The sequence below is a fragment of the Salipaludibacillus sp. CF4.18 genome (genome assembly GCF_051262595.1).
Classification (GTDB): domain Bacteria; phylum Bacillota; class Bacilli; order Bacillales; family Salisediminibacteriaceae; genus Salipaludibacillus; species Salipaludibacillus neizhouensis.
In genome coordinates, this window is sequence record NZ_JBIMEV010000040.1 from 1 (window position 1) to 20,921 (window position 20,921).

25 protein-coding genes and 1 pseudogene are annotated in these 20,921 nt (G+C 35.4%); 13 read left to right on the forward strand and 13 right to left on the reverse strand.

The features are described 5' to 3' along the window. Positions 1–507 precede the first annotated feature (507 nt). Both ACHABW_RS18790 and ACHABW_RS18795 read left to right on the forward strand, forming a co-directional pair. Positions 508–1,278: a TspO/MBR family protein gene (locus ACHABW_RS18790; RefSeq protein WP_435757551.1), complete on the forward strand. Its 771-nt coding sequence runs from the start codon at positions 508–510 to the stop codon at positions 1,276–1,278. 63 nt (positions 1,279–1,341) lie between these two features. Next, positions 1,342–1,500 carry a hypothetical protein gene (locus ACHABW_RS18795; RefSeq protein WP_183041144.1) on the forward strand — a complete coding sequence of 53 codons (159 nt, stop codon included), beginning with the start codon at positions 1,342–1,344 and terminating at the stop codon, positions 1,498–1,500. 108 nt (positions 1,501–1,608) lie between these two features. On the opposite strand, the gene ACHABW_RS18800 is transcribed toward ACHABW_RS18795, so the two are convergent. The 4 genes from ACHABW_RS18800 to ACHABW_RS18815 all read right to left on the reverse strand — a co-directional run bounded on the left by ACHABW_RS18800 (position 1,609) and on the right by ACHABW_RS18815 (position 5,302). Continuing rightward, positions 1,609–2,118: a hypothetical protein gene (locus ACHABW_RS18800; RefSeq protein ID WP_435757553.1), complete on the reverse strand. Its 510-nt coding sequence runs from the start codon at positions 2,116–2,118 to the stop codon at positions 1,609–1,611. A 22-nt stretch (positions 2,119–2,140) separates the two neighbouring features. Next, positions 2,141–2,458: a DUF2325 domain-containing protein gene (locus tag ACHABW_RS18805; RefSeq protein ID WP_110937012.1), complete on the reverse strand. Its 318-nt coding sequence runs from the start codon at positions 2,456–2,458 to the stop codon at positions 2,141–2,143. A gap of 434 nt (positions 2,459–2,892) precedes the next feature. Continuing rightward, positions 2,893–4,047: a sporulation integral membrane protein YtvI gene (gene ytvI / locus ACHABW_RS18810; RefSeq protein ID WP_435757555.1), complete on the reverse strand. Its 1,155-nt coding sequence runs from the start codon at positions 4,045–4,047 to the stop codon at positions 2,893–2,895. 133 nt (positions 4,048–4,180) lie between these two features. Beyond that, positions 4,181–5,302, reverse strand: coding sequence for a glycosyltransferase (locus tag ACHABW_RS18815; RefSeq protein WP_435757557.1), 1,122 nt, complete (start codon positions 5,300–5,302; stop codon positions 4,181–4,183). A gap of 157 nt (positions 5,303–5,459) precedes the next feature. Between ACHABW_RS18815 and ACHABW_RS18820 the strand changes: the two genes are divergently transcribed. Next, positions 5,460–6,353 carry a diacylglycerol/lipid kinase family protein gene (locus ACHABW_RS18820; protein ID WP_435757559.1) on the forward strand — a complete coding sequence of 298 codons (894 nt, stop codon included), beginning with the start codon at positions 5,460–5,462 and terminating at the stop codon, positions 6,351–6,353. A gap of 199 nt (positions 6,354–6,552) precedes the next feature. Next, a complete protein-coding gene (locus ACHABW_RS18825; RefSeq protein WP_110937008.1) occupies positions 6,553–6,690 on the forward strand; it encodes a lmo0937 family membrane protein in 138 nt (45 codons plus the stop codon). Between the two features lie 107 nt (positions 6,691–6,797). On the opposite strand, the gene mreBH is transcribed toward ACHABW_RS18825, so the two are convergent. Then, positions 6,798–7,802, reverse strand: a complete 1,005-nt coding sequence (gene mreBH, locus ACHABW_RS18830; RefSeq protein ID WP_435757562.1) for a rod-share determining protein MreBH — start codon at positions 7,800–7,802, stop codon at positions 6,798–6,800. A 256-nt stretch (positions 7,803–8,058) separates the two neighbouring features. Here mreBH and ACHABW_RS18835 point away from each other — a divergent pair, with 256 nt between their 5' ends. Continuing rightward, positions 8,059–8,703 (forward strand): MOSC domain-containing protein, encoded by a 645-nt coding sequence (locus tag ACHABW_RS18835; protein ID WP_435757564.1) that lies wholly within the window; start codon positions 8,059–8,061, stop codon positions 8,701–8,703. Between the two features lie 367 nt (positions 8,704–9,070). Next, complete coding sequence (locus ACHABW_RS18840; RefSeq protein ID WP_435757566.1) at positions 9,071–9,400, forward strand: nucleoside triphosphate pyrophosphohydrolase; 330 nt, start codon at positions 9,071–9,073, stop codon at positions 9,398–9,400. A 51-nt stretch (positions 9,401–9,451) separates the two neighbouring features. On the opposite strand, the gene ACHABW_RS18845 is transcribed toward ACHABW_RS18840, so the two are convergent. Beyond that, the gene (locus ACHABW_RS18845; RefSeq protein ID WP_110937004.1) at positions 9,452–9,937 is read right to left on the reverse strand and encodes a small multi-drug export protein; all 486 of its coding nucleotides are present in this window, start codon (positions 9,935–9,937) and stop codon (positions 9,452–9,454) included. Between the two features lies 1 nt (position 9,938). After that, positions 9,939–10,526, reverse strand: a complete 588-nt coding sequence (locus ACHABW_RS18850; RefSeq protein WP_435757568.1) for a TetR/AcrR family transcriptional regulator — start codon at positions 10,524–10,526, stop codon at positions 9,939–9,941. 273 nt (positions 10,527–10,799) lie between these two features. Between ACHABW_RS18850 and ACHABW_RS18855 the strand changes: the two genes are divergently transcribed. Next, positions 10,800–11,279 carry a site-2 protease family protein gene (locus tag ACHABW_RS18855; protein ID WP_435757570.1) on the forward strand — a complete coding sequence of 160 codons (480 nt, stop codon included), beginning with the start codon at positions 10,800–10,802 and terminating at the stop codon, positions 11,277–11,279. A gap of 69 nt (positions 11,280–11,348) precedes the next feature. After that, positions 11,349–12,722 carry an aldehyde dehydrogenase gene (locus ACHABW_RS18860; RefSeq protein ID WP_435757572.1) on the forward strand — a complete coding sequence of 458 codons (1,374 nt, stop codon included), beginning with the start codon at positions 11,349–11,351 and terminating at the stop codon, positions 12,720–12,722. 101 nt (positions 12,723–12,823) lie between these two features. Here ACHABW_RS18860 and ACHABW_RS18865 read toward each other — a convergent pair whose 3' ends face one another. The 4 genes and pseudogenes from ACHABW_RS18865 to ACHABW_RS18880 form a co-directional block, all read right to left on the reverse strand. Then, positions 12,824–13,216 (reverse strand): sterol carrier protein domain-containing protein, encoded by a 393-nt coding sequence (locus tag ACHABW_RS18865; protein ID WP_435757621.1) that lies wholly within the window; start codon positions 13,214–13,216, stop codon positions 12,824–12,826. Further along, a pseudogene (locus ACHABW_RS18870) lies at positions 13,217–13,462 on the reverse strand (GNAT family N-acetyltransferase); the annotation flags it as partial. A gap of 33 nt (positions 13,463–13,495) precedes the next feature. Further along, entirely contained in the window at positions 13,496–14,041 is a 546-nt protein-coding gene (locus ACHABW_RS18875; protein ID WP_435757574.1) for a GNAT family N-acetyltransferase, read from the reverse strand. Positions 14,042–14,195: 154 nt separating this feature from the next. After that, positions 14,196–14,468, reverse strand: a complete 273-nt coding sequence (locus ACHABW_RS18880) for an acylphosphatase (RefSeq protein ID WP_110936999.1) — start codon at positions 14,466–14,468, stop codon at positions 14,196–14,198. A 292-nt stretch (positions 14,469–14,760) separates the two neighbouring features. Here ACHABW_RS18880 and ACHABW_RS18885 point away from each other — a divergent pair, with 292 nt between their 5' ends. After that, on the forward strand, positions 14,761–15,507 hold the full coding sequence (locus tag ACHABW_RS18885; RefSeq protein WP_435757577.1) for a lysophospholipid acyltransferase family protein: 747 nt from the start codon (positions 14,761–14,763) through the stop codon (positions 15,505–15,507). 103 nt (positions 15,508–15,610) lie between these two features. Then, positions 15,611–15,940 carry an SCP2 sterol-binding domain-containing protein gene (locus ACHABW_RS18890; RefSeq protein ID WP_435757579.1) on the forward strand — a complete coding sequence of 110 codons (330 nt, stop codon included), beginning with the start codon at positions 15,611–15,613 and terminating at the stop codon, positions 15,938–15,940. A gap of 74 nt (positions 15,941–16,014) precedes the next feature. Here the strand turns inward: ACHABW_RS18890 and ACHABW_RS18895 are convergent, their stop codons facing one another. Next, positions 16,015–16,167: an FbpB family small basic protein gene (locus tag ACHABW_RS18895; protein ID WP_110936997.1), complete on the reverse strand. Its 153-nt coding sequence runs from the start codon at positions 16,165–16,167 to the stop codon at positions 16,015–16,017. Between the two features lie 206 nt (positions 16,168–16,373). Between ACHABW_RS18895 and ACHABW_RS18900 the strand changes: the two genes are divergently transcribed. The 3 genes from ACHABW_RS18900 (at position 16,374) to ACHABW_RS18910 (ending at position 18,920) form a co-directional block, all read left to right on the forward strand. Beyond that, a complete protein-coding gene (locus tag ACHABW_RS18900; protein WP_435757581.1) occupies positions 16,374–17,345 on the forward strand; it encodes an MBL fold metallo-hydrolase in 972 nt (323 codons plus the stop codon). 125 nt (positions 17,346–17,470) lie between these two features. Next, positions 17,471–17,875 (forward strand): hypothetical protein, encoded by a 405-nt coding sequence (locus tag ACHABW_RS18905; protein WP_435757583.1) that lies wholly within the window; start codon positions 17,471–17,473, stop codon positions 17,873–17,875. A gap of 250 nt (positions 17,876–18,125) precedes the next feature. Next, complete coding sequence (locus ACHABW_RS18910) at positions 18,126–18,920, forward strand: VLRF1 family aeRF1-type release factor (protein ID WP_435757585.1); 795 nt, start codon at positions 18,126–18,128, stop codon at positions 18,918–18,920. 174 nt (positions 18,921–19,094) lie between these two features. Here the strand turns inward: ACHABW_RS18910 and ACHABW_RS18915 are convergent, their stop codons facing one another. After that, the gene (locus tag ACHABW_RS18915) at positions 19,095–20,834 is read right to left on the reverse strand and encodes a DUF2207 domain-containing protein (RefSeq protein WP_435757587.1); all 1,740 of its coding nucleotides are present in this window, start codon (positions 20,832–20,834) and stop codon (positions 19,095–19,097) included. Positions 20,835–20,921 lie beyond the last annotated feature (87 nt).

The window sequence follows — 20,921 nt, forward strand, 5'->3', positions numbered from 1 at the left end:
CAAAATTTATTAAAGCAGTTCGGAACCCCGGCATAATAACTTTTCCTGAGGGAGTCGCCGCCTTCGCTACATCGAGTTATTTGTTCAAAAAAGAAAGTCAACGTAGAACTTTCCAAGCCAAGAAACAATAACAGTTACGTAAACTCCTTTATAAAAAAATGGTTGTTTGGAAGAATCCGCGAGACTCCTGTGGAAGAATGATCCAAGAGAGACCCCGCAGAGCGTTTTGGCTCGAGGGGGCACACGGATCATCCACGGAAAGGGAGCGTAATTCTTCCAAACAACTTTTGAGGAAAATAAGGCAACAAAATAGAGAAAAAAACACTAAGTTTTTAAAGACTTCAATTGACTAAAGAGCAATATAACCTATAAAACAAAAATTTAATTAAAGTTAAACTTTAGTTTTTCTAATGTATTCCTAAACTTTACGGAATCATCTTTAGAATTGGATTTATTCTTCTGAAAAAAGGGTACTGATACGTAACGAAAATAAAGGAGTTACTGAAAATGAAGAGATATGACTTACAAATAATAAAATATATTAACCTTTTTGCCCTTTTAGGTCTAGTTATAGTAAACGCATTGGCTAATATTTTACCATTCAACAATCTGACAACCGGTGAAATTTCCGACCAGGTGAATGTATTGTTTACACCAGCAGGCTATGTATTTAGTATTTGGAGTATTATTTACTTGCTTTTATTCATTTGGGCGCTAAGACCTTTTTTTAAAAGACACTTACGTGATAAAGAAGCATATGAAAATATAGGTACACTATTTTTATTAAATGCTCTGTTGAATAGTTCTTGGCTCTATTTATTTCATTATCAATATTTTATTGGCACATTGATTGTAATGATTAGTTTGTTAGTAAATATTATCATAATTTATCGGAGACTTCGGACTGTGAAAGAAGTGAGTATATGGTCTAAACTGCCTTTCTCTATCTACTTAGGTTGGATTTCTGTAGCAACGATTGTCAACGTGGGAATCTTTTTCAATACGTTAGGTTACGAGGATGGAGTTATTCTTGGACCTCAAAGTTGGACAATAATTTTACTTTTCCTTGCTAGTATTTTGGCAATAGGATTTACACATGTTAAAAAAGATACAGTATTTCCATTAGTCTTTGTATGGGCATTTATCGGAATAGCATTGGAAAGACTAGATAGCTTTCCGGCTATATCTTATACTGCATGCGGATTAGCTAGTATTGTACTGATTTACGTCATTTTTCAGATGGTTAAAATGAGAGGATTTTATCCGAAGAATGATTGAGAACTATAGAAAGTGGGTAAACATATAATAGCATCACTATTAAAGAAAAAGGAGGATACATCGATGGAAATAACCAAAAAAGATGTCCTTCAAATGGTTGACGATTTATCAGAGACAGAATTAAGAATCGTCTATACGTTTATCGAAGAATTCCGTATTGCCGAAGCTGAACGGTCTTCTCAGGGTCAATCTTATCAAGGTATGATCGCTCGCAATCAGTAGCAAAGCATACAATATAAATTTATCGGATACTATCCAATATAATTATAGATACTGCATTCTTCCCATAAAGGAAGGATGTTTTTTTAATGATTGTTTAATAAGACCATTTTACGTGGATGAACAAGGAGCTTGCGCTGTATTTTGAAGACAATCAGTATCTCCGTCCTCTAGACAATACATCCACAATCTCATGGTGTGATGACTCCTATCACTATCGAAAAATAAATTTATATGTTCCAATAACTCTGAGTCAGATTTTGCTTTTTTACTAAGGAAACACCAACTTTCGTTTTCATACGTAGTCTTGTTAAATCCTTGAAATATATATACATCTTTAATTTTCGTTGTAGAAAGTAATTCAAACTGAACTAAAACCGGAAGAATTTTCAATCCATAGTCCAGAACAGAAGAAATTCTTTGAAGAAAATCATTCGACGAGTGGAAGATCGTTGTAGTACAAGGATGACATTCGCTGTAAAACGTTGCCAATGCAGTTTTTGTAGTTAAAGGTTTTAGATTGAGAATCTTCTTCATCGTCTCTTGAAGAAATTCATGAAATGTACGAGGAGACGATGATGTGTTTGTTTTTTCTATATCTATCAGCTGTAACCGTTTCACAGGTAACACCCCCTATTTTAATTCAAGAGTTCTTTAGCATTGGGCAGTGAGCACAAGCATGTTCACAATTTGAAAGTGATTGATAGATTGCACACCAAGAACGTTTAGCATAACAAATCGGTACAGATTTTTTTGCAGCTTTATCTTTAATTTTCTTTGCTAAATTATGATTAATGAAATCAGTCAGAATTAAAATCAAGTCTACATTTTCGGGTATTTCCTTTTTTATCATTTTGACCTTACGACCGTCTATGTGCACTATCTCTTGAAATCCCAAGTCTTTTAAGCGAACAGGAATAGTTCCGAGTTTATCCCCACCAATAACTAGTAACGATGACATGTTTTTACCTCCCTTTTTTTTACAGACAATTTATAAGATGACAGCTATCTTTACGCCACGCGTGTCAAGGGAACCCCACCTCCTATCGAGTAACACCTACACGCACTACGTAGGTGCTACTCGGGGGTGGCGAAAGATAACACTGTATTTAACAAAAGGCGCTACGCGTTTTTTTGTAAATGAAAATCATTCTCATTTATGAGTATAATTGAAAACCATTCTCACTGCAAGAGAGATTTGTAAAATTTATTCAATTTATTTTCTGTTAGCCTTTAGCTCTTCTTACAGTTTAAATGGATAATATCCATCTTTCAGAGTTCTTGCTCAGGCGAGAGCTTACCAACACAAATAGACTAGCTAGTTGCATTAACAGTTGCAACTAGCTAGTCAGGCAGTGGAAAGGAGAGTGAACTTCTGCGAGATCAGACCAAACATTAGTTATTTTTATGGTAGACTTTTTTTGGTGTCGGGTCTTCTTTAAAACCATGTTTCACAAAGTTTGATACGTCATCAGCTAGACCTATATCTTTAAAGATAACCAAAATAACCAGGATTAAAGGACCTATAAAGACGCCAAGGATACCAAAAATTTGAAAGCCGACGAATAAAGAAACTAGAACTGCGAGGGCATTCAAATTCATGCTGGAAGATAAAATTTTAGGTTCTATAGCCTGGCGAATACCGATCGTAACTCCATATACAATGGCTAAACCAATTCCCATACTAATGTCTCCGGTAAAGAACATGTATAAGAACCATGGAATTAATATGGTACCCGATCCTAAATAAGGAAGAATTTCGGCAATTCCTACAATCATGGCTATAGTTAATGCATGTTCAACCCGCAAGATTGCTAACCCGATAAAAACGAGAATAGAAGCAATTATCATGAGGATAACTTGTGCTCTTAGGAAACCGAATACTCGATACTGCAACATATTGCGGAAGGCCTTTGATTTCTTAATAAGTGGAGCGGGAGTGATATCATAGACCTTTCTAAACAGCTTTTCCCAATCTTTGCCGATAAAATAAAAGGCGATAAAGATAAAAAAGAAGGCTAATAGAAAACTAGGTACAATGATAATTAATTGAGTGAGACCATCAGCTAGTTGTTGACCGTAATCAGCAAGAGTACTAGCGAGACGATTTCCTAAAGTAGCAATACCGTCTTGAAGAGTAGCTTGCTGTTCTGGAGTTAGTTCATCGATAACCCCAGTCAATTGCTGCCAAATCGGAAAAATAGATTCATTAAAAACTTCTTGAACTTGTGTTGCTGTCGTTTGAATCCAGTTTGGAATAAAATCAGAGATTCTGCGTACCCCAAAGATAATCAGGAATACTAGACCTGTAATAGCGCCAAATAACGTGCTTAAGCCAAGTAAAAGTGCCACTAAAACAGCTAGTCCATTTGGAAAATTGACTTTAGCTCTTAATAACCGAATTAAAGGATGAAACATCCACACGAGAAGGGCGGCAATCCAAAAAGGGTAAGAGATCGTAAAAAGCCACCCAGTGAACCATAATACAGATAGAATGATAATAATGACTAATAATAGCCTAGCAAAAATCCAGCCGTGTGTTTTAGTCATAAGCCTGCCCTCCAAACTTGTTGTCGATGTGGGACGAATGTTGTGAACTCTTTCATTATCATATCAGAAAAATGTAGTGGAGAAAATTGTAAGGCTATTTTTGCATAACTGAGTACCTGAATTTGTATATATCTTATTTTTTTCGTGAGTCTTTTAGAGGATATCTAGTCCCCCTCCAAGTAATTCCACCATTCCTGATAGTTTTATACGCTGATCGACATAGGCAGAAAATAAATATAAAAGCATTAATAGGCACCCAGAGAAAAAACCAGCTTGAGTCGTTGAATATCCTTGCATTAATCGTGAACATCAAGGCATACAAGCTGATAACCGCAGCAAATGTTAATTGGGCAAAAAAAGAAGCTGTAAATAATCCGATAAAGGGGATGACGTGAAAAAGAAATATAACAATAGAAAATAGCACAACATATAAAACTCGATACCGCATAAAAGCAAATAAGTTCTTTTCTAAGCCGTGAATTACCTCAGGAATGTTCTGATACCATTGTACAGAAACCAGATATTTTCCTAGGCCTAACTGCTGTCGAAACCCTTTTGAAACAACGAGTTTACCGAGTTTAAGGTCATCATCAGGCGAAAGTGCAACTGACTCGTGAGTACCGATCTTTCGGTACACCGAAGCTCTGATCATATTAAAAGCGCCAACTCCTGCATGATTTAGTTGAATGAAATTCCAAATGCCGATTATACTCCAATAACTGTGAAACGCCCGATAAGGAAGAGTACCTCCTTTATTTTCAGGTATTAGTGTTAGGTGATCCAAATTATAACTGATTAGGTAATTCACGGTCCTTTTTAGAGTTTCTTTGGTAAAGAAAATGTCTCCATCTGTGAAGAGAAGTATCTCCCCTTTTGACTGCAAGAAGCCTTGGTATAAAGCATGATTTTTTCCTAGCCATCCAGCGGGAAGATGAGAAATAGTTATAATCTTTAATTTATCGTGATTGATATGACTAGCCTTTAATTTATTTAACAAAGATAATGTATGATCTGTAGAACGATCGTTTACGACAATAATCTCTAAATGACAATAGGTTTGATTTAAAAGGGTATACACACTGTCATAAATATTTTTTTCTTCATCCCGAGCTGCAACAATAACTGTGACAGAGGGTAAATCCCTTAAACAATCGGATGGGTAGTTGCTTATGACAGGTAGACGGCGTATACCGATATACCATTGGAGGGAAATAACGCATCCACCAATAAATATTAAAAGTGCGAATGCTGTCATGGTTAGCCTCCTTCTAATAGTTTATTCGATTTAATATTATCATGCATTAGATCTAAAAGGCGACAGATTGAATTAACGTAAATCTGTTACATAAGTCGAAGTAAAAGAGGGTATAGAAACATACTAAGATAAAATAGAAGAGAATTGAGGGAGACATATGTATAACAAAGTATTGTTGGTTTTTAATGTAAAAGCCGGAAAAGTAAACACTGGAAACAATGTAGGAATTGCTGCCGGTATTTTAAGTTCTAACGTTAAGGAACTCACAATTCTTAAAGGAGGTTATCCAGGTGAATTAGAGGAAATTTGTCGGGATAGGGGAGAAGAATTCGAGTTAGTGGTAATTATGGGAGGAGACGGTACTGTTCATGAATGTGTAAATGGTTTAGCTCTTCTCTCTGCCCCCCCTAAAATAGCCATCATACCTACAGGAACATGTAACGATTTTGCGAGAACGTTAAATATTTCGATGGTAATATCCGAAGCCTGTGTAGATGCAGTATACGGGCCGGATAAAAAAATAGATATTGGAAAAGTAAATGATCGATTTTTCACAAATTTTGCAGGTATAGGTTTAATTGCAGATACCTCTGAAAATATCGAGGGTAATATAAAAGAAAAGTTCGGGACACTCAGTTATTTTATAAGTGCTTTAAAAACAATGAAGGAGACGTCTTTGTTTAGCTTTAAGGTTCGAACCGATAAAGGGATGTACGACGGGGAAGCGGTTATGATAATTATCATGAACGGACGTTTTATAGGGACCAGAGAATTACCATATGAGCATATCCAGCCTCAGGATAACAAATTAAATCTTCTTATCGTGAAAGAGGCGGGGCTGCCGTTATTCAAAGAGTGGGTTCAAAGTAAAACACTTTTAACACCAGAAGCGCAAGATACAGATATTTTTCAACAGAAAATAGAAAGTGCAAGCATAGAAACAACTGAATTAAAAAAAATAGACACGGACGGGGAAATTTATCTCCAAACACCAATGGAAGTCACTGTGCTGAGTGAACTACTGACCTTTAAAACAGGAACTAAAGGATAAGTGGTTAAAACGACAAATATTTTTGAAATTTCACTGTTGGCTAAATATATATTTTAAGGTATTTGTCTTTTCAGTGACCTTTATAAAGAATAATAAGAATAAAACTGGTTTATAAAAATAGGAAACGGAAATAGTAAGAATAAGTGAAATAATAAATATCTATAATGGAAAAAGATATTTTTGAAGGAGGTTTTATTTTATGATTTGGACAATTATTGCGATTTTGATCCTGTTCTGGCTTGTTGGTTTAGTGCTTGATTTAGCAGGAGGGCTTATTCATTTAGTTCTTGTTATAGCACTAATAGTATTCATTGTAAAAATGATCCGAGGAAAATAAATGAAGAGGATGAATAAAAAGGTTAAATAAGACCTTTTTATTCATCCTCTTTTTATTGGAAAGTAGAAGGTGACAGCTCTCTTTACGCCACTCAGCCCACTCTCTTGTTATTTAGACTTTTGAAGTCTTTGCATCATTCCTAAAGAACGGCCTGTTCCGATAGCAACGGATTCAAGCGGACTAGGAGCTATGTGAACAGGAACAACTATTTCAGAGGAAATCCATTCTTCTATTCCATTTAATAATGCAACTCCTCCAGTTAAAATAACTCCACGATCAACAATATCTCCGCTTAATTCAGGAGGACATTCTTCAAGTGTGGCTCTTATTGCTTCTAAAATAGATAGCAACGATTCTCTCATTGCTCCTTGGATTTCATAAGAGGAAATTTCAATTGTTTTTGGCAATCCTGTAACCAAGTCTCTCCCTCTAATATCCATTTTCAATTCTTCATGATCGACTAGTGCATACCCAATCTCAATTTTAATATTTTCGGCCGTGCGGTAACCAATAAGCATATTATATTTTTTACGAATAAGCTGGATAATGTCATCATCTATTTGATCTCCACCTACACGAATGGAGTGACAGGACACAATTCCGCCGAAGGATATAATAGCTACTTCTGTCGTTCCTCCCCCAATGTCTACAATAACATTGGCAATAGGTTCTTCTACTGGAAGGTCAGCGCCAATCGCAGCAGCAACAGGTTCCTCTATTAATTGAACATCTTTTGCACCACATTGTCTTACAGCATCCAGGATGGCTCTTCTTTCAACAGAGGTTGATCCGGATGGTGTACAGACTACGACACTTGGTTTTCGAAGAGGAGTTCCTAATTTTTTTGATGCCTTTTTCATAATGTGTTTTAGCATATCCGTAGTTACTTGATAATCAGCAATGACGCCATCTTTTAATGGACGGATTGCGACAATGTTCTCAGGTGTTTTACCAACCATTAACTTAGCTTCGTGTCCTACTGCTAAAACCTCTCTAGTATTAATATCAATGGCTACTACTGAAGGTTCGTTAATAATCATTCCCTTATTCTTAGTGTATACAAGTATATTTGCTGTTCCTAAATCAATTCCAATTTGAACAGATGAAAACATAGCAATTCCTCCAATTTTTCTGGTACTCGACGTTCTTATAGTAATTCTTTACATCTCTTTATTTTATAGGGGTAGTTACATAGAAAAATAGTGGGAAATAGTGTAAAGTGATATATTTCCCGGGAAAAGTATGTCAGATGTTTAAAGGATTACATAGTTGATTTCGACAAAATAAGCTATTGCGGTGAAACCGTAGAAGAATTACGATAGAATAATAGTTACTATTTTTTTAGAAATGGAAGAGAGGATAATGTTTATGAAACGATTGACGGCAAATATTATCTCTATAAACGTTGGAAAAAAACAAACACTAGAAGGTTTTGGAGAATCGGTTTCTTCTGCAATAAAAAAAGAGCCAGTATACGACCAAATTTTTCTATCGGAAAATAACTTGGTTGGGGATGAGCAGGCAGATCTAGTGAATCATGGAGGATTAGATAAAGCAGTTTGTGTTTATCCATACGACCATTATGTTTCTTGGGAAGAAGAATTAAGCATGAATCTTTTACCAGGAGCTTTTGGAGAAAATATAACGATTAAGGGGCTCGTTGAAAATGACGTTAATATTGGCGATATTTTTCAGTGGGGAGAGGCTCAAGTACAAGTATCACAGCCTCGAAAGCCTTGTCATAAACTTGCAAAGCAACTTAATGTACCAAGTATGCCTAAAAGAGTAATAGAACGAGGATACACAGGATTTTATTTAAGAGTGTTGAAAGAAGGGCATGTTTCTAGAGAAACGCCTCTTCAATTTATAACGAGATCCACGGAAGTTTCAATCGCCTATATAAATCAGCTTTATTATCAAAAAAAAGCAGATAATGAATTAATAAAAAGTGCTGCTGCTGTTCCGGAATTAGCAACTTCTTGGAAAGAAATGCTGTTGAAAAAAGTGAAATAAAAAAGAAGCTTAGTTATCGATTTTAGTCATGTTGATTAAGCTTCTTTCGTTTAATGTTATTAGATAAAGGGATTTTTTATTATTTTCATGAATCTTACATAATAAGACTGAGACAAAAGTTTTAATTGCAACCCGTTTTATAAAAGGTGGATGTTATTATTTAAACTGAGTGGTACTCAAATACGCTACAAATGGACGTATTCAAGGGGCAACGCTTCATTTTATCCTTCTCAGACAGAATCTGTACTACTGGATCATCTTCCCCCCATTGGATTGTCCTATTTACTTCTTCAAGCTTTTATTAACGTTTAGAAAACATTCTAATTAAAAGAACTTTATTTCTATTTGACTAATGGGAGGAGAAATAATGCCAATTTATAATAAATTAGTCCGAGATAGGATTCCTGAAATTATTAAAATGAATGGACAACCTGTGTCTTACCGACGAATAGACGGAGAAGAGTTTTTAAAGGAGGCGAAAAGAAAATTAGAAGAAGAAATGAAAGAGTATTTAGAGGCGCAGAATTCAGAACAAGCGATTGAAGAACTTGCTGACCTCCTTGAGATTATTTATTGCCTTGCCGAAAGACACGGTCACTCTAAAGCTGAATTGGAGATAATAAGAGAGTATAAATCTGATAGAAGAGGGGCATTTCTTGAAGGATGGTTTTTAGAGAAGGTAGGCGAAAGTGATTAAAAGTAGGAGCTAAATCAATGCTCCTACTAGAAAATAAATTTGGTGATCTGTTTAAAAAATATTTCTGACCCAATCGATACTATAAACGCTGGCTATTGTGATAAAGAGCGTCCAAACGAGCAAGCTTCCACCCATCCAAACAGTGATCTTATTTTTATCGATCTTTAACGAAAGTGCAATGATTGCGGCTAAATGGATTCCAGTAAGAAGCGGTCCTAAGATAGCTAAACCAGGTAACCCGTATTTTCTGAAGACATTCATTGCACGATTATTTTTAGAAGATTGTTTTTCTTTATTTTTTAAAGTTTTCTTTTCCCTATTGGAGGACCAGTTTTTATAAATGCCAGTCTTCTGCAACTTATGAAGAGAATAAACGATTAATAAAATGGGTAAAAAGTTTCCAATGAAAGAAAAAACTCCTACAAAAAATGGATTCAAACCCATCCCGACACCAATCGGAATAACGACTAATATTTCTAACCATGGCGTAGCAGCCATTATAAAAATTAAAGAATACTGCCAGAGAATTTCAAACATGTTAAACCACCTTCTTGGAAATGCTATTCCAGAATATTTGCCAAGCAGCTTCCTTTTTTCTCAATCCTGTAGATCGAGTGTAAGAAAATAATTGAAAAGTGATGCCATCTAACAAACAATAAAAACTATCTAACAAATCTTGTATAGGAAGTTGTTTAATTAAATTCAACCGAATAGCATTTTGAAAAACAGGTATGAAAAGATCATCAGAATCCTTTTCAAACTGTGAAAATTGCTTATTAATCTTCTCCTTCAAATTCTTTGGGGGGAAAAGTAAGAAGTGGATATAAAATATGCCTGATTTTTCAGAGCTTAAGAAGGTTGTAACATTATCCACTACTAATTTTAATAGAATATCGGGAGTCTTATTAGAATTTTTGTCAATCAGAGTTTTGATTTCTTTCAAGTATTCTTTGTAAACAAACTGTACGACAGCAAAAAAAAGGTCTTCCTTGCTTTTAAAATGATTATATATCGATGGTTTTTTTATACCGACTTCAGACGCAACAGTGGAAAGACTTGTTCCTTCGTACCCCTTTTCAGCAAATGTTTTTAATGCTGCATGAAGAATTTCTTCAGATCTTTTCATAAGTAGACCTCCTTTAGATGAAAAAACTAACGACCGTTAGTTCATAAAGGATTATATCATAAATTTCTAAGATAACACAATGAGCGATGTGATTCGTGAGCCAACGAGACTTTAATACAATGAACCGTTTCCTATCTAAGATGAGATTACTTCCATTATTCATGGGGTAGATTATTTATCGAGAGAACATTTAAATTATGTAAGTTAGAAGGAATTTAAACCTAAGTTCTGCCTCTTCAATGTTTTCATAATTATCCAAAAGGAGGAGACATAATGTTTGGCTGGGAAGATATACCAACTTTTATTGTCGCATTTTTTGTAGTTTTACCATTAGTTGCCTTCATTCATGAATCAGGACATTTTATACTAACATATCTTTTTGGTGGTAAAATGAGATTTACAATAGGACGAGGAAGAATTTTTTTCAAAAGAGGTGACTTTGAGATAAGGAGAATTTATTTCTTAGATGCCTGGACCCAACTTGAAAAATTGGAAGTTGATAATCGGTGGAGCCATGCAATCATTTATGCTGGCGGATCCGCGTTTAATTTAATTACCGTTATATTAATAAATAGCTTGATTCATGCAGGAGTCTTACAGCCTGATTTGTTTTTTTATCAATTCGTATACTTCTCCGTCTATTATATATTTTTTGCAATAATACCGGTAAATTTTGGAGAAGGGCATGCAACTGATGGGAAAGAGATATATGATGTGTTACGCTATGGTACGGAAAAAGGACCGTTAGAGTAAGTTTTAATGCTTAGTTCTCTATAAGCTGGGGAATAGTGTATTATTAGATATAAAGGGGTGTTTTGTGGAATGAAGGATGCGATCAGTTCGCTCGTCCAGAAACAGAGAAACTATTTCTATTCCGGAGAGACTAAAAGTATCTCTTTTCGAAAAAATCAATTAACTGCTTTGAAAGAAGCTATCCGCAATTATGAATCAGATATTCTTGAGGCACTGAAAAAAGATTTAAATAAAGGGGAATACGAAGGTTTTTTAACCGAAATAGGTTTTTTATATAGTGAACTAAAAGATATGATCAAAAATGTTGATTATTGGGCAACTCCAAAGAAAGAGAAAACTCCGATTAGCAGTTTTGGTGGTAAAAGCTTTGTCTATAAAGAGCCTTATGGTGTAACGCTGATTATTGCACCTTGGAATTATCCATTTCAATTGGCAATAGCACCGTTAATTGGAGCAATTGGCGCGGGTAACACGGCTATTATTAAACCGTCAGAATTAACGCCTAATACAAGTGTTATTATTCGTGAACTAATTGCGACTACTTTTCCTGAAAAGTATATTGCTGTAGTTGAAGGAGATGTGGAAACTTCGAAAGTCCTTTTAGATGAGGACGTAGATTATATATTTTTCACGGGCAGTACAGAAGTCGGAAAAAAGGTGATGGAAGCAGCCTCAAAACATTTAACTCCGGTTACACTTGAATTGGGAGGTAAAAGTCCTGCCATAATTATGGATGATGCTAATCTTAAATTGGCTGCGAAGAGAATTGTATGGGGAAAGTTTTTAAATGCCGGCCAAACTTGTGTCGCCCCGGATTATATTCTCATTCATGAAAAAAAGCGAAGGAAATTTCTTAAACTACTAACGTACTATACGAAAAAGTGGTTTGGTAATGAAGCATTAAAGAAGAGAGATTACCCTAAGATCATTAATGAAAAACACGTTGAACGTCTAATTAATTTAATTGATGAAGAAAAAGTTTTTTACGGTGGAGGATTTGCACAAGAACAACGATTCATCGAACCAACAATTATGATGGATGTGACAATGGATGATCCAGTTATGGCAGAGGAAATCTTTGGCCCGATCCTTCCAATAGTAACTTTTGAACATCCCTTTGAAATCGTTGATATCGTAAGAAAACGTCCAAATCCTTTAGCTTTGTATCTATTTACAGAGAGCAAAGATCATGAGCAGTTCATCCTTAGTAACCTCTCATTCGGAGGAGGCTGTGTGAATGATACTGTTATGCACTTGTCAACGCCCTATTTACCCTTTGGCGGTGTCGGAGCTAGTGGCATGGGCAGTTATCACGGGAAAAACAGTTTCGATACCTTTACACATGAAAAGAGCATCTTAAAACAAACTACTAGCTTTGATTTACCAATTCGTTATAGTCAAACGAAAACCTCTCTGAGTACATTAAGAAAAATGTGGGAGTAAAACAAAAGGTGTGCCGACGTGGCACACCTTTTGTTTGTTTACTTCAAACAGAGGTGCTCGAATCACAATGTATTTAATAAAAGACGGCTATACCGTTTTTTTTAGTAAAAATCATAGATAAAAGGTTTTAAAGTGGGGAGTGCCGACTCCAAAACTTTAATAGATTGTTGATCTCCTTGAATGAATTCTTCTTCTACAAAGGTTTGCGGAGTTTGTGTACAGAATAGAATAGCTGTTAAATGTTGTACAGTTAAATGAATTCCTTTCTTAGGAGAATGTGAACATGTCGCACCTGAACCTGAATTCGATGTATTATCACCAAAGAATTTTACCTCATTATCAATGTTATCATCGGTGGATTTCGACAAAATATAAATGCCACTGTTCCAAGAACAAAATTCATCGGTTATATGTAATATCAAAGGTTTATCGTCACGATTAAATTCGAACGGATAGAGTGATAAAAAAGCCTTTACGTCTACGATTCTTGCCATAAAGTAAGACGAAACTTCCCGTTTAACCTGCGGATCAGTTAAAAGAAAAGGAAGACGATCGTGGGCGACTGTTTTAATCACTGCCTTGTCAATCATGGAGTCGTGATTTGAGATAAAATGTAATAAAGCACGACGAGCATCGGGGGTTAACCAGATAATTTCATGAACGGTCATCGTTCTATTTTTCACTTCGTAAATTAGATAACCAGTTTTTTCATTTTGAGCGTTAAAGTAAGCACTAATTGTTCCCTTCTTTCTTTTAAAAACAGATTTTTTCCATCACTCACTGTCACGGTCTATCGTTCCTGCATATTTCTTTGCCCAAGCTTGATAAACCTCATCAACGATTAATGGATCATCTTTTGTCAGTCTTCGGATCGTTCCTTCATATGTCTCCCGTTTAGGAAGTTGGTGCTTTTCTAAAGTTAATATTTCTGTATCAGCAAAAAGCTCCCAACCAAACTTTCTATAAAAGGGAATGGAAAATGGATAGAGAAATGAAAGTACTTGACCTTGTTCTCTCATTTCATTTAAGGAGTGGCTTAATAACTTCTTTACATACCCGCCTCGCCGATGCTCTGGCCATGTGACAACACCAGAAACTCCACCCATAGGGACAACTTTTCCGTTGAAGTAGACGTGAAGCGGAAGGACTGTAGCTTTAGAGACAATTTCATTTTCCTCTTCTATAACCCACGTGTGTTCCGGTTGATCATCCTCTAATTGCTGCAATCGTTCTTTTTCGTTCAATTCAAATTGAAAAGCAAACTCTGACATTTGGAGACTAGTTTGTGTCTCAGACGCTTTTAATCTTCTAATTAACATGGCTACCTCCTTTAGTACTCTCTTTGCTGCTTAAGTATAAATTCAACTTCAAATAGAAAAATCCCTTTTAAAAAAGGGAGAAAATATTCTCTGAAGGACTCATATAAGAAGTATCAAAACAAAAGAATCAATAACGGTTTCCAGAAAACTTAATCTAATGTGTAATAGAGAAAGTATCTTCTTTAGACAAAGTTGGAATGGATACTTTTTCGATATTCTCAACTTTGGCAGGGAATTTGAATTCAGAGAGGCTTTCAATGAATGAATGAATTTTACTGCTTTCTCCTTGAACTTCTAATTCAACTGTTCCATCCAATTTGTTTTTAACCCAGCCTGTTAAGTGACGTTCCGTAGCTTTCATTTGTGCTGTGTATCGAAAGCCAACTCCTTGAACGGTACCTTTAACTTGTACATGATATCTTTCCATGATAAATTCCTCCTAATAAAATTCTCATTTATTTACTTATTCCCTTGTAGTACGATTTTACACGTTGGTTTTAACTATTAGGCTTAGCAAGAATCAGTCTGGGTTTAACAAAAAGAAAACTCTGCTGCTTTTTAAAAATAAACTTCCGTGAATGAATTACAACAACCCCTTACCCAAAAGCGATATGTGGGTATTCAGCTAATCTTGCGGTTACTCATCGGAATTTTTTTAAATAGGACAAGGATCTCTATTCTTTGGTATAATCATAACGGTTTAAGTCGGAGAAGAATGGATGATTTTGATGATAAGAACGATTATTTGGTTTATTTATTTTTTCATACACTTACTTGCTATATCCCCTGGGTTGTTAAAAGCTAAAAGATTGAAAAAGCAAGGGAAGGATGAAGAATTAGACGAATTTGTTCATATAACAGCTAGGAACTGGGCAAGACGTCTGGTGAAACTTGCTGGAGGCAATATTATAGTAGAAGGTAAAGGAAATATTCCTGAAAATGAACCTGTATTGATAGTTAGCAATCATCAAGGTAATTTTGATATTCCCATTTTATTAGGATGGCTTGATATGAAAATAGGATTTATATCGAAAATTGAAGTCAAGAAAATTCCACTGATTAGTACATGGATGGAGTATTTAGGATGCATATTTATTGATAGGAAAAATCCTAGGAATGCAGTTAAAATGATTATTACTGGGGCTGAATCAATAAAAAATGGACAAAATCTTGTGATTTTCCCAGAGGGCACTAGAAGCAAGGGAGGCCCTGTGGCGGAGTTTAAAAAAGGAAGCTTTAAGCTTGTTCAGAAGTCTAATGCTGCAATTTTACCAGTTACGATTGATGGATCTTATAATATGATGGAAGCTAACGGAAAAATAATAACCCCAGCAACTGTTAAGGTTACAATTCATGAACCTGTCCGTATTCACCAGAATAATCCTACGATCGATGGTCAAGAACTAGCGGACATAACAAGAGGAGTTATTGTGAAAAATCAAGACGTTCAGTCTAAAAAACAATAATAAATACTTTTTTTTCTTGCAAAATATATTAGTAACGCAATCACTAATTATGTATAATAGTAAATATGAATGAGTGTTCAATCATTAAAGGGGAGTGTTAAAAATGAATGTTAGAGAGACATTTGAAGGACTAACTGTAAAAATGAATGAGGACCCTAGTCACATAGAAGGTCTCAAGTATGTGTATCAATTTAAATTAACTGGTGAGGAAGAAGGAATATATCAATTAAAGATAGATAATAATCAAGCTTTTTATCATGAGGGAGAAGAGTGGGAGCCGAGACTGACGTTGGAAATGACGGATATTAATTTCGTTAAGCTCGCTAACGATGATTTAAATCCTACGATTGCTTATATGAGTGGTAAGTTAAAAGTGCATGGAGATTTAGGTCATGCATTGAAGTTACAGGCATTACTTAAAAAATACCAATAATAATAATAAAATGTTAAAGCTGATTTACCATTTCTTTCAGGGGAAATCAGCTTTATGATTTTCATATCTAATTTCTAGACTGATTGATTCATTTCTTCCTTTTGATAATTTAAGTCGTGTTTTTTATCCATTTTTTCTTCAATCTGACTCAGAGCTTTTTGATCTTCGATAATTATTTTTTTATTTTCTTTTACTAGTTCTTCAAAATTTTTAAAACGCTTTCTCATAATGGTTCCTCCTAATATCTAAATATTCTATATATTCTTAATTATAATACCCTATTTTTAATATTATATGTGCAACCTGTTACAATTTGGTGAACTTTTCGTGAAAAGTGTCGGAAATTGTAGGAAAATAGAAACTTTCTCTGTGGAAGTGTAAATAATAGGAAAAAATGTACTCGTATGGAGGAAAAGTTGAGGGAGGGCTTTCGATGAAAACATCAGTAAAGAAGAGTGCGCAGGAAATATATCCAATAAGTTTGCCTACACCGTTCCTAGTCGGTCCTGTAAATACATATTTAATAAAAGGGGAAGCTCTTACTTTGGTTGATACCGGACCATTTACGAAGGAAACAGAGACTAAACTAGAGTATGAGTTAGGGGTACTAGGTTTTTCTATGAAAGACATAGAACTGGTGATATTAACTCATCATCATCCTGATCATATTGGTCTTGTTCACAAATTTATGCCTTATGCAAAGATAGCAGGACATCCCAAGCTTAAACCATGGCTTAAAAAGGATAAGGATTTTCTTGAAAGAACGATGGAGTTTTATACTGAAATGTATTTCAGTCATGGAGTTCCGGAGAAATGGATAGAAAAGATGCGGCAGAAGAATGAGCAATTTATGACTTTTACTGAAAAAGCGGAATTATCAACAGAATTAATAGAAGGAAGCCAGATTGAAGGACTAAGCGGTTGGACCGTTATGGAAACACCTGGACATGCACAATCGCATATTTCCCTTTTCAGAGAAAAAGATGGCACGATGATTGCAGGAGATCATGTCATTGAACATATTTCTTCGAATGCCATTATTGAAGCACCTTATCAACATGGTGAGGAACGCCCAAAAACATTGTTGCAATATAGGGATTCTTTAAAAAGGTGTTTGACTAGTAACTATATTTATTCAGGGCATGGGAAAACCATTGAAAACCCAAAAGAACTTATCCAAAAGAGGTTAGATGATCAACTAGGGAAAGCATTTTCTTTTAAGAGGAAAATGGGAAAAGGTCCTATACAAGTCTTTGATTTATGTAAAGAAGTTTATCCACAACTATATCAAAAACAAACTTCCCTAACTTTTTCTGAGACATTAGGTCATTTAGATTTGCTGGAAGAGAAAAGTGAAGTTGGGTGGGAGAAGGTTGACGGAAAAATTCTATATCAAGTTAAGTAAGTGTAAAAGCGAATAAATACTCTTATTTTCGACTTTTTTATAATTTAATTGTTTCACTTTTCATTTTATTGGTAAAATAGATATAGAGACACAGAATCAATTATTGAAAAGGGAGGAACGGAACTATGAGTGAACAATCAAAAAAGTGGGTAATTGGGGGATCAATAATTGGAGTCCTAAGTGGAGCTATTATTATCGCTTCCAATGATAAGACTAGAAATGGTGTTACTAGTTTCGTTAGCTCAACAACACATCAAACGAAGCATTGGATTACTGTAATCAATGAAAATCGTGACACAGTAATAGATCAGCTTCGTGCCTCTAGTGAAAAAGTATCGAAAGTAGTAGAGGCGGCATCAGAAGATATTCAGACCATTGTGGATAGTTCACAAAATTTGAAATCACATGCATATGATTTATTAAACGCAATTATAGACTCTAAAGATGAATTAATAGAGTTAAAAGAGAAACTCCAAACAGTTGAAAGTCTACCAGAGGCTGAAGGAAATGTTTATAAATTGCATCAGTAATTTATAAAATAGAGGAGAGTATGTCTTAACTATGACATGCTCTCCTTTGTTTTTTAAAGATAAGAGTGGTTTTCTTCGAACGGAGTTAGGAGATCAAATCCGCACTAGGCTTTCGTCGAGACGACTCGAAACTAAGATTTTTTCCGAATTAACACGGAACGAAAGCGAAAATTTTTATAAATTGAAGTTTTAAAGAAATTATATTTGGAAAAAGGACACTAAGAGATTTAATAAGGAGGAATGTTCAATTATGGCATTAACAAGTGAACTTCAATCTTTAAAAGACTTTCAATGTGAAAATGGCAAATGTGTTTTGAGTGTTTATTTAAATACCGATCCTGCGCATCCCGATCAGCAAAAAGGGGAATGGAAAATTCGTTTGAAAAATGGATTAAAGCGTTTAGATGAATATCTTGAAGCTTCAGGAGATAAAGAAGAACATAAAAGCTATAAAAAGTTAAAGAAAAAGGTTAATGATGAGATTTTAGGAAATCGCATGGATTTGCAAAAAAGTGTTGTAATCTTTGCTTCAGACCAAGATGATTTATGGTCAGTTCATTACTTGCAGGTACCTGTTGAAACAAGCTTCCATTGGGAGTCGCAACCAGAACTTAGTCAATTAGATGGCTTGCAGCAAGAATATCCTCTAGCTGGGGTTATTCTACCTAATTTGGATGAAGTTAAAGTCATCGAAACTTCTTTAGGGGAAGTTCATGATGAGAAAATATATGAATTTGATTCCGGTAAAGAAGAATGGAGGGTCAAGGAAGGTTTAGCTTCTAGTGACCGGACAGCTTCTGGTGCTACACATGTTGATGACTTTAATCAGCGGTATAGAGAGAATCTTAGCCGATTTTATAAAAAAATGGCAGGAAATGTAGAGCAGCTTAAAAAGGAGAAAAATTGGAGTGGACTATATTTGGTCGGCGAAACGGAAATGATACGTTCCTTTGCAACGAACTTGCGCACAAAACCTTCCGGAACTGTCAATAAAAACTTGAACAATTCACAGTCTTCAAAAGTACTGAATGAAGTTTTTAAATAAGCTTGTTTTTTTACAAGGATTTATAAGTTGACAGCTAACTTTAGCTGCCACAAGCGTAAAGGGAAGCCAGGCTTCCTTCGAGTAGCACTTACACGCTATTGAGAGGTGCTACTCGGGGGTTGCGAAAGAACAGGCTGTAATTTAATAAAAGACGGCTCTGCCGTTTTTCTTCAACTAAAATGCTCCTGATCCACCACCACCGACGCCAACTCCGCCACCGCCTCCTGCACTAAACCCTCCTGATGAGGAAGAGGAATCAGCAGAGACAACACCTGTTGTTCTGTCTGTTTTTCGAAAACTGGAAGAAGCTAGAGCACTAATAAGAATGATTGATGATACGTCTAAATTTGCAAAGCTGTTATCAGTCTGATTAGAAGTTGACATGTTAGCGTTCGAAAATGCTAGAATTAACTCTTTATTTTTCTTAGTCATAACTTCGTTGTTTGTACCTAAACCATAGAGAAAAACTTTCATTTGGTCATCTTTGGTCCAGGTATGTTTCCTCACTTCATCTACTTTGTCAAAGTAAGAATTTAATTGGCTCCATTCCAGAGATATCTTTGCACCTTTGTAAGTCTTTGGATTGTAAAGTATGGAAAAAAGCACTGTAGAAACGAATAAAAACAAGGTCAACAAGAAACTTAGAACCAGATCATGAAATGGGAATAATAGTAGAAATGGAACAAGCACGAGACTCGCTATACCTATTGACCATCTTAATCTAGTTCTTTTTTTATATAAGCAGTGCTCTTTAAGTTCATTTCTCAGCTCTTTTACCCATTTAGAATGGTGAGCTTTGTATTTCGAGAAGTTGCTCTTTTTGTCTGCATATGTTTTTAACATTTCAAAGTCAAATATGTTTTCCTGACCAATTTCATCAAATAACCAAACGATAAGGACTTTTTCATGACTAAGTACATTTGTTCGGTCAATGATTTTAAACTTTTCGTCGGGTAAAAGCGTGACATTCCCTTTTCGGACTAAATCAAGCAAGGCAGCAGTTAGTACCTCAGATGGGGGTTGCTGATGTTGATACTTAGTAAACAGAATCGTTGCAGGTAAGCTCATAATAAGCGAAGGTACACCCCCCGTTACCATATCTTTTTTAATATGATTCATTTTCCGTTGCCTCTGAAAAAAGGTTAGGAGGACTATGAAACCTAGAATAATCGCGAAAACCGGTAGTATAATTGCTGATAATGAGGCTAAGTTATCCCGCCTTTCATCAAAGGCTATGGCCTTGTCTTTAAGAGTCTGTTGATCTTGTAAAAAAATTTTCCTCAATGGAGTGTCTTCCTTGAGTGAAGTGGCCGGAAAAAGTTCAGAGTCAAAGGCAACTCGAATATCGCCTTTAGATCCACTTGGCACCTCACCGAATGAAAAAGTTACAGAACCGTCATCATGTATGTTTTCTGTTTCAAAAGCTTCATCGTCACCAAATGCAATGACCTCAGCTGGCAAAGTCTCGGCGGGTGGAAAAACATTAATAGTTAAATCGCCATAGTCAGACTCGTTACTATCATCGAAGAAAGGCCAGTAAAATTGACCGAGATCAGAATACCGTTCAACCCCATCGATAATTTCATAGGTGAGGTGAATGGTTATCGTCTCATCCTCACCTGCATGATGAATACGTAACTCGTTTTCGTCTTGCTCAATCTCAAGAGGTTGATCTGAATCAAACGCCTCGACGTTTAGAATATCTGTACCTCTTTTTGGAATCAGTTCTCTAATAATTCCGCTGAATTCTCCTTCAAAACGGTAGGTATGAGATTCTTCTACAAAGACATTTCCGTTTTCTTGGAGGTGAGCATTAATTTCGAGCTCAGGAATCGTATAATCTTCTGCTGAAATAGTCATAGGGACAACCAGTATCATAAGAATGATTGTTAGTACAAAGGTCCAAATTTTCATCTGTTTTCACCTCCCTTATTAAATGAATACGGATGTAACAAAAAAGTGTTTCAAAAAGAAAGGTTTGGTGGCTAAAGATCACGCTGT

Coding starts and splice junctions, on each gene's coding strand:
- ACHABW_RS18890 (WP_435757579.1), top strand. CDS start 15,611: ATGAATGTTAGAGAGACATTTGAAGGACTAACTGTAAAAATGAATGAG.
- ACHABW_RS18880 (WP_110936999.1), bottom strand. CDS start 14,468: ATGGAAAGATATCATGTACAAGTTAAAGGTACCGTTCAAGGAGTTGGC.
- ACHABW_RS18825 (WP_110937008.1), top strand. CDS start 6,553: ATGATTTGGACAATTATTGCGATTTTGATCCTGTTCTGGCTTGTTGGT.
- ACHABW_RS18855 (WP_435757570.1), top strand. CDS start 10,800: ATGTTTGGCTGGGAAGATATACCAACTTTTATTGTCGCATTTTTTGTA.
- ACHABW_RS18860 (WP_435757572.1), top strand. CDS start 11,349: ATGAAGGATGCGATCAGTTCGCTCGTCCAGAAACAGAGAAACTATTTC.
- ACHABW_RS18790 (WP_435757551.1), top strand. CDS start 508: ATGAAGAGATATGACTTACAAATAATAAAATATATTAACCTTTTTGCC.
- ACHABW_RS18900 (WP_435757581.1), top strand. CDS start 16,374: ATGAAAACATCAGTAAAGAAGAGTGCGCAGGAAATATATCCAATAAGT.
- ACHABW_RS18905 (WP_435757583.1), top strand. CDS start 17,471: ATGAGTGAACAATCAAAAAAGTGGGTAATTGGGGGATCAATAATTGGA.
- ACHABW_RS18875 (WP_435757574.1), bottom strand. CDS start 14,041: ATGTTAATTAGAAGATTAAAAGCGTCTGAGACACAAACTAGTCTCCAA.
- ACHABW_RS18820 (WP_435757559.1), top strand. CDS start 5,460: ATGTATAACAAAGTATTGTTGGTTTTTAATGTAAAAGCCGGAAAAGTA.
- ACHABW_RS18865 (WP_435757621.1), bottom strand. CDS start 13,216: ATGGCAAGAATCGTAGACGTAAAGGCTTTTTTATCACTCTATCCGTTC.
- ACHABW_RS18895 (WP_110936997.1), bottom strand. CDS start 16,167: ATGAGAAAGCGTTTTAAAAATTTTGAAGAACTAGTAAAAGAAAATAAA.
- ACHABW_RS18845 (WP_110937004.1), bottom strand. CDS start 9,937: ATGTTTGAAATTCTCTGGCAGTATTCTTTAATTTTTATAATGGCTGCT.
- ACHABW_RS18850 (WP_435757568.1), bottom strand. CDS start 10,526: ATGAAAAGATCTGAAGAAATTCTTCATGCAGCATTAAAAACATTTGCT.
- ACHABW_RS18915 (WP_435757587.1), bottom strand. CDS start 20,834: ATGAAAATTTGGACCTTTGTACTAACAATCATTCTTATGATACTGGTT.
- ACHABW_RS18795 (WP_183041144.1), top strand. CDS start 1,342: ATGGAAATAACCAAAAAAGATGTCCTTCAAATGGTTGACGATTTATCA.
- ACHABW_RS18840 (WP_435757566.1), top strand. CDS start 9,071: ATGCCAATTTATAATAAATTAGTCCGAGATAGGATTCCTGAAATTATT.
- mreBH (WP_435757562.1), bottom strand. CDS start 7,802: ATGTTTTCATCTGTTCAAATTGGAATTGATTTAGGAACAGCAAATATA.
- ACHABW_RS18835 (WP_435757564.1), top strand. CDS start 8,059: ATGAAACGATTGACGGCAAATATTATCTCTATAAACGTTGGAAAAAAA.
- ACHABW_RS18815 (WP_435757557.1), bottom strand. CDS start 5,302: ATGACAGCATTCGCACTTTTAATATTTATTGGTGGATGCGTTATTTCC.
- ACHABW_RS18805 (WP_110937012.1), bottom strand. CDS start 2,458: ATGTCATCGTTACTAGTTATTGGTGGGGATAAACTCGGAACTATTCCT.
- ACHABW_RS18910 (WP_435757585.1), top strand. CDS start 18,126: ATGGCATTAACAAGTGAACTTCAATCTTTAAAAGACTTTCAATGTGAA.
- ytvI (WP_435757555.1), bottom strand. CDS start 4,047: ATGACTAAAACACACGGCTGGATTTTTGCTAGGCTATTATTAGTCATT.
- ACHABW_RS18885 (WP_435757577.1), top strand. CDS start 14,761: ATGATTTTGATGATAAGAACGATTATTTGGTTTATTTATTTTTTCATA.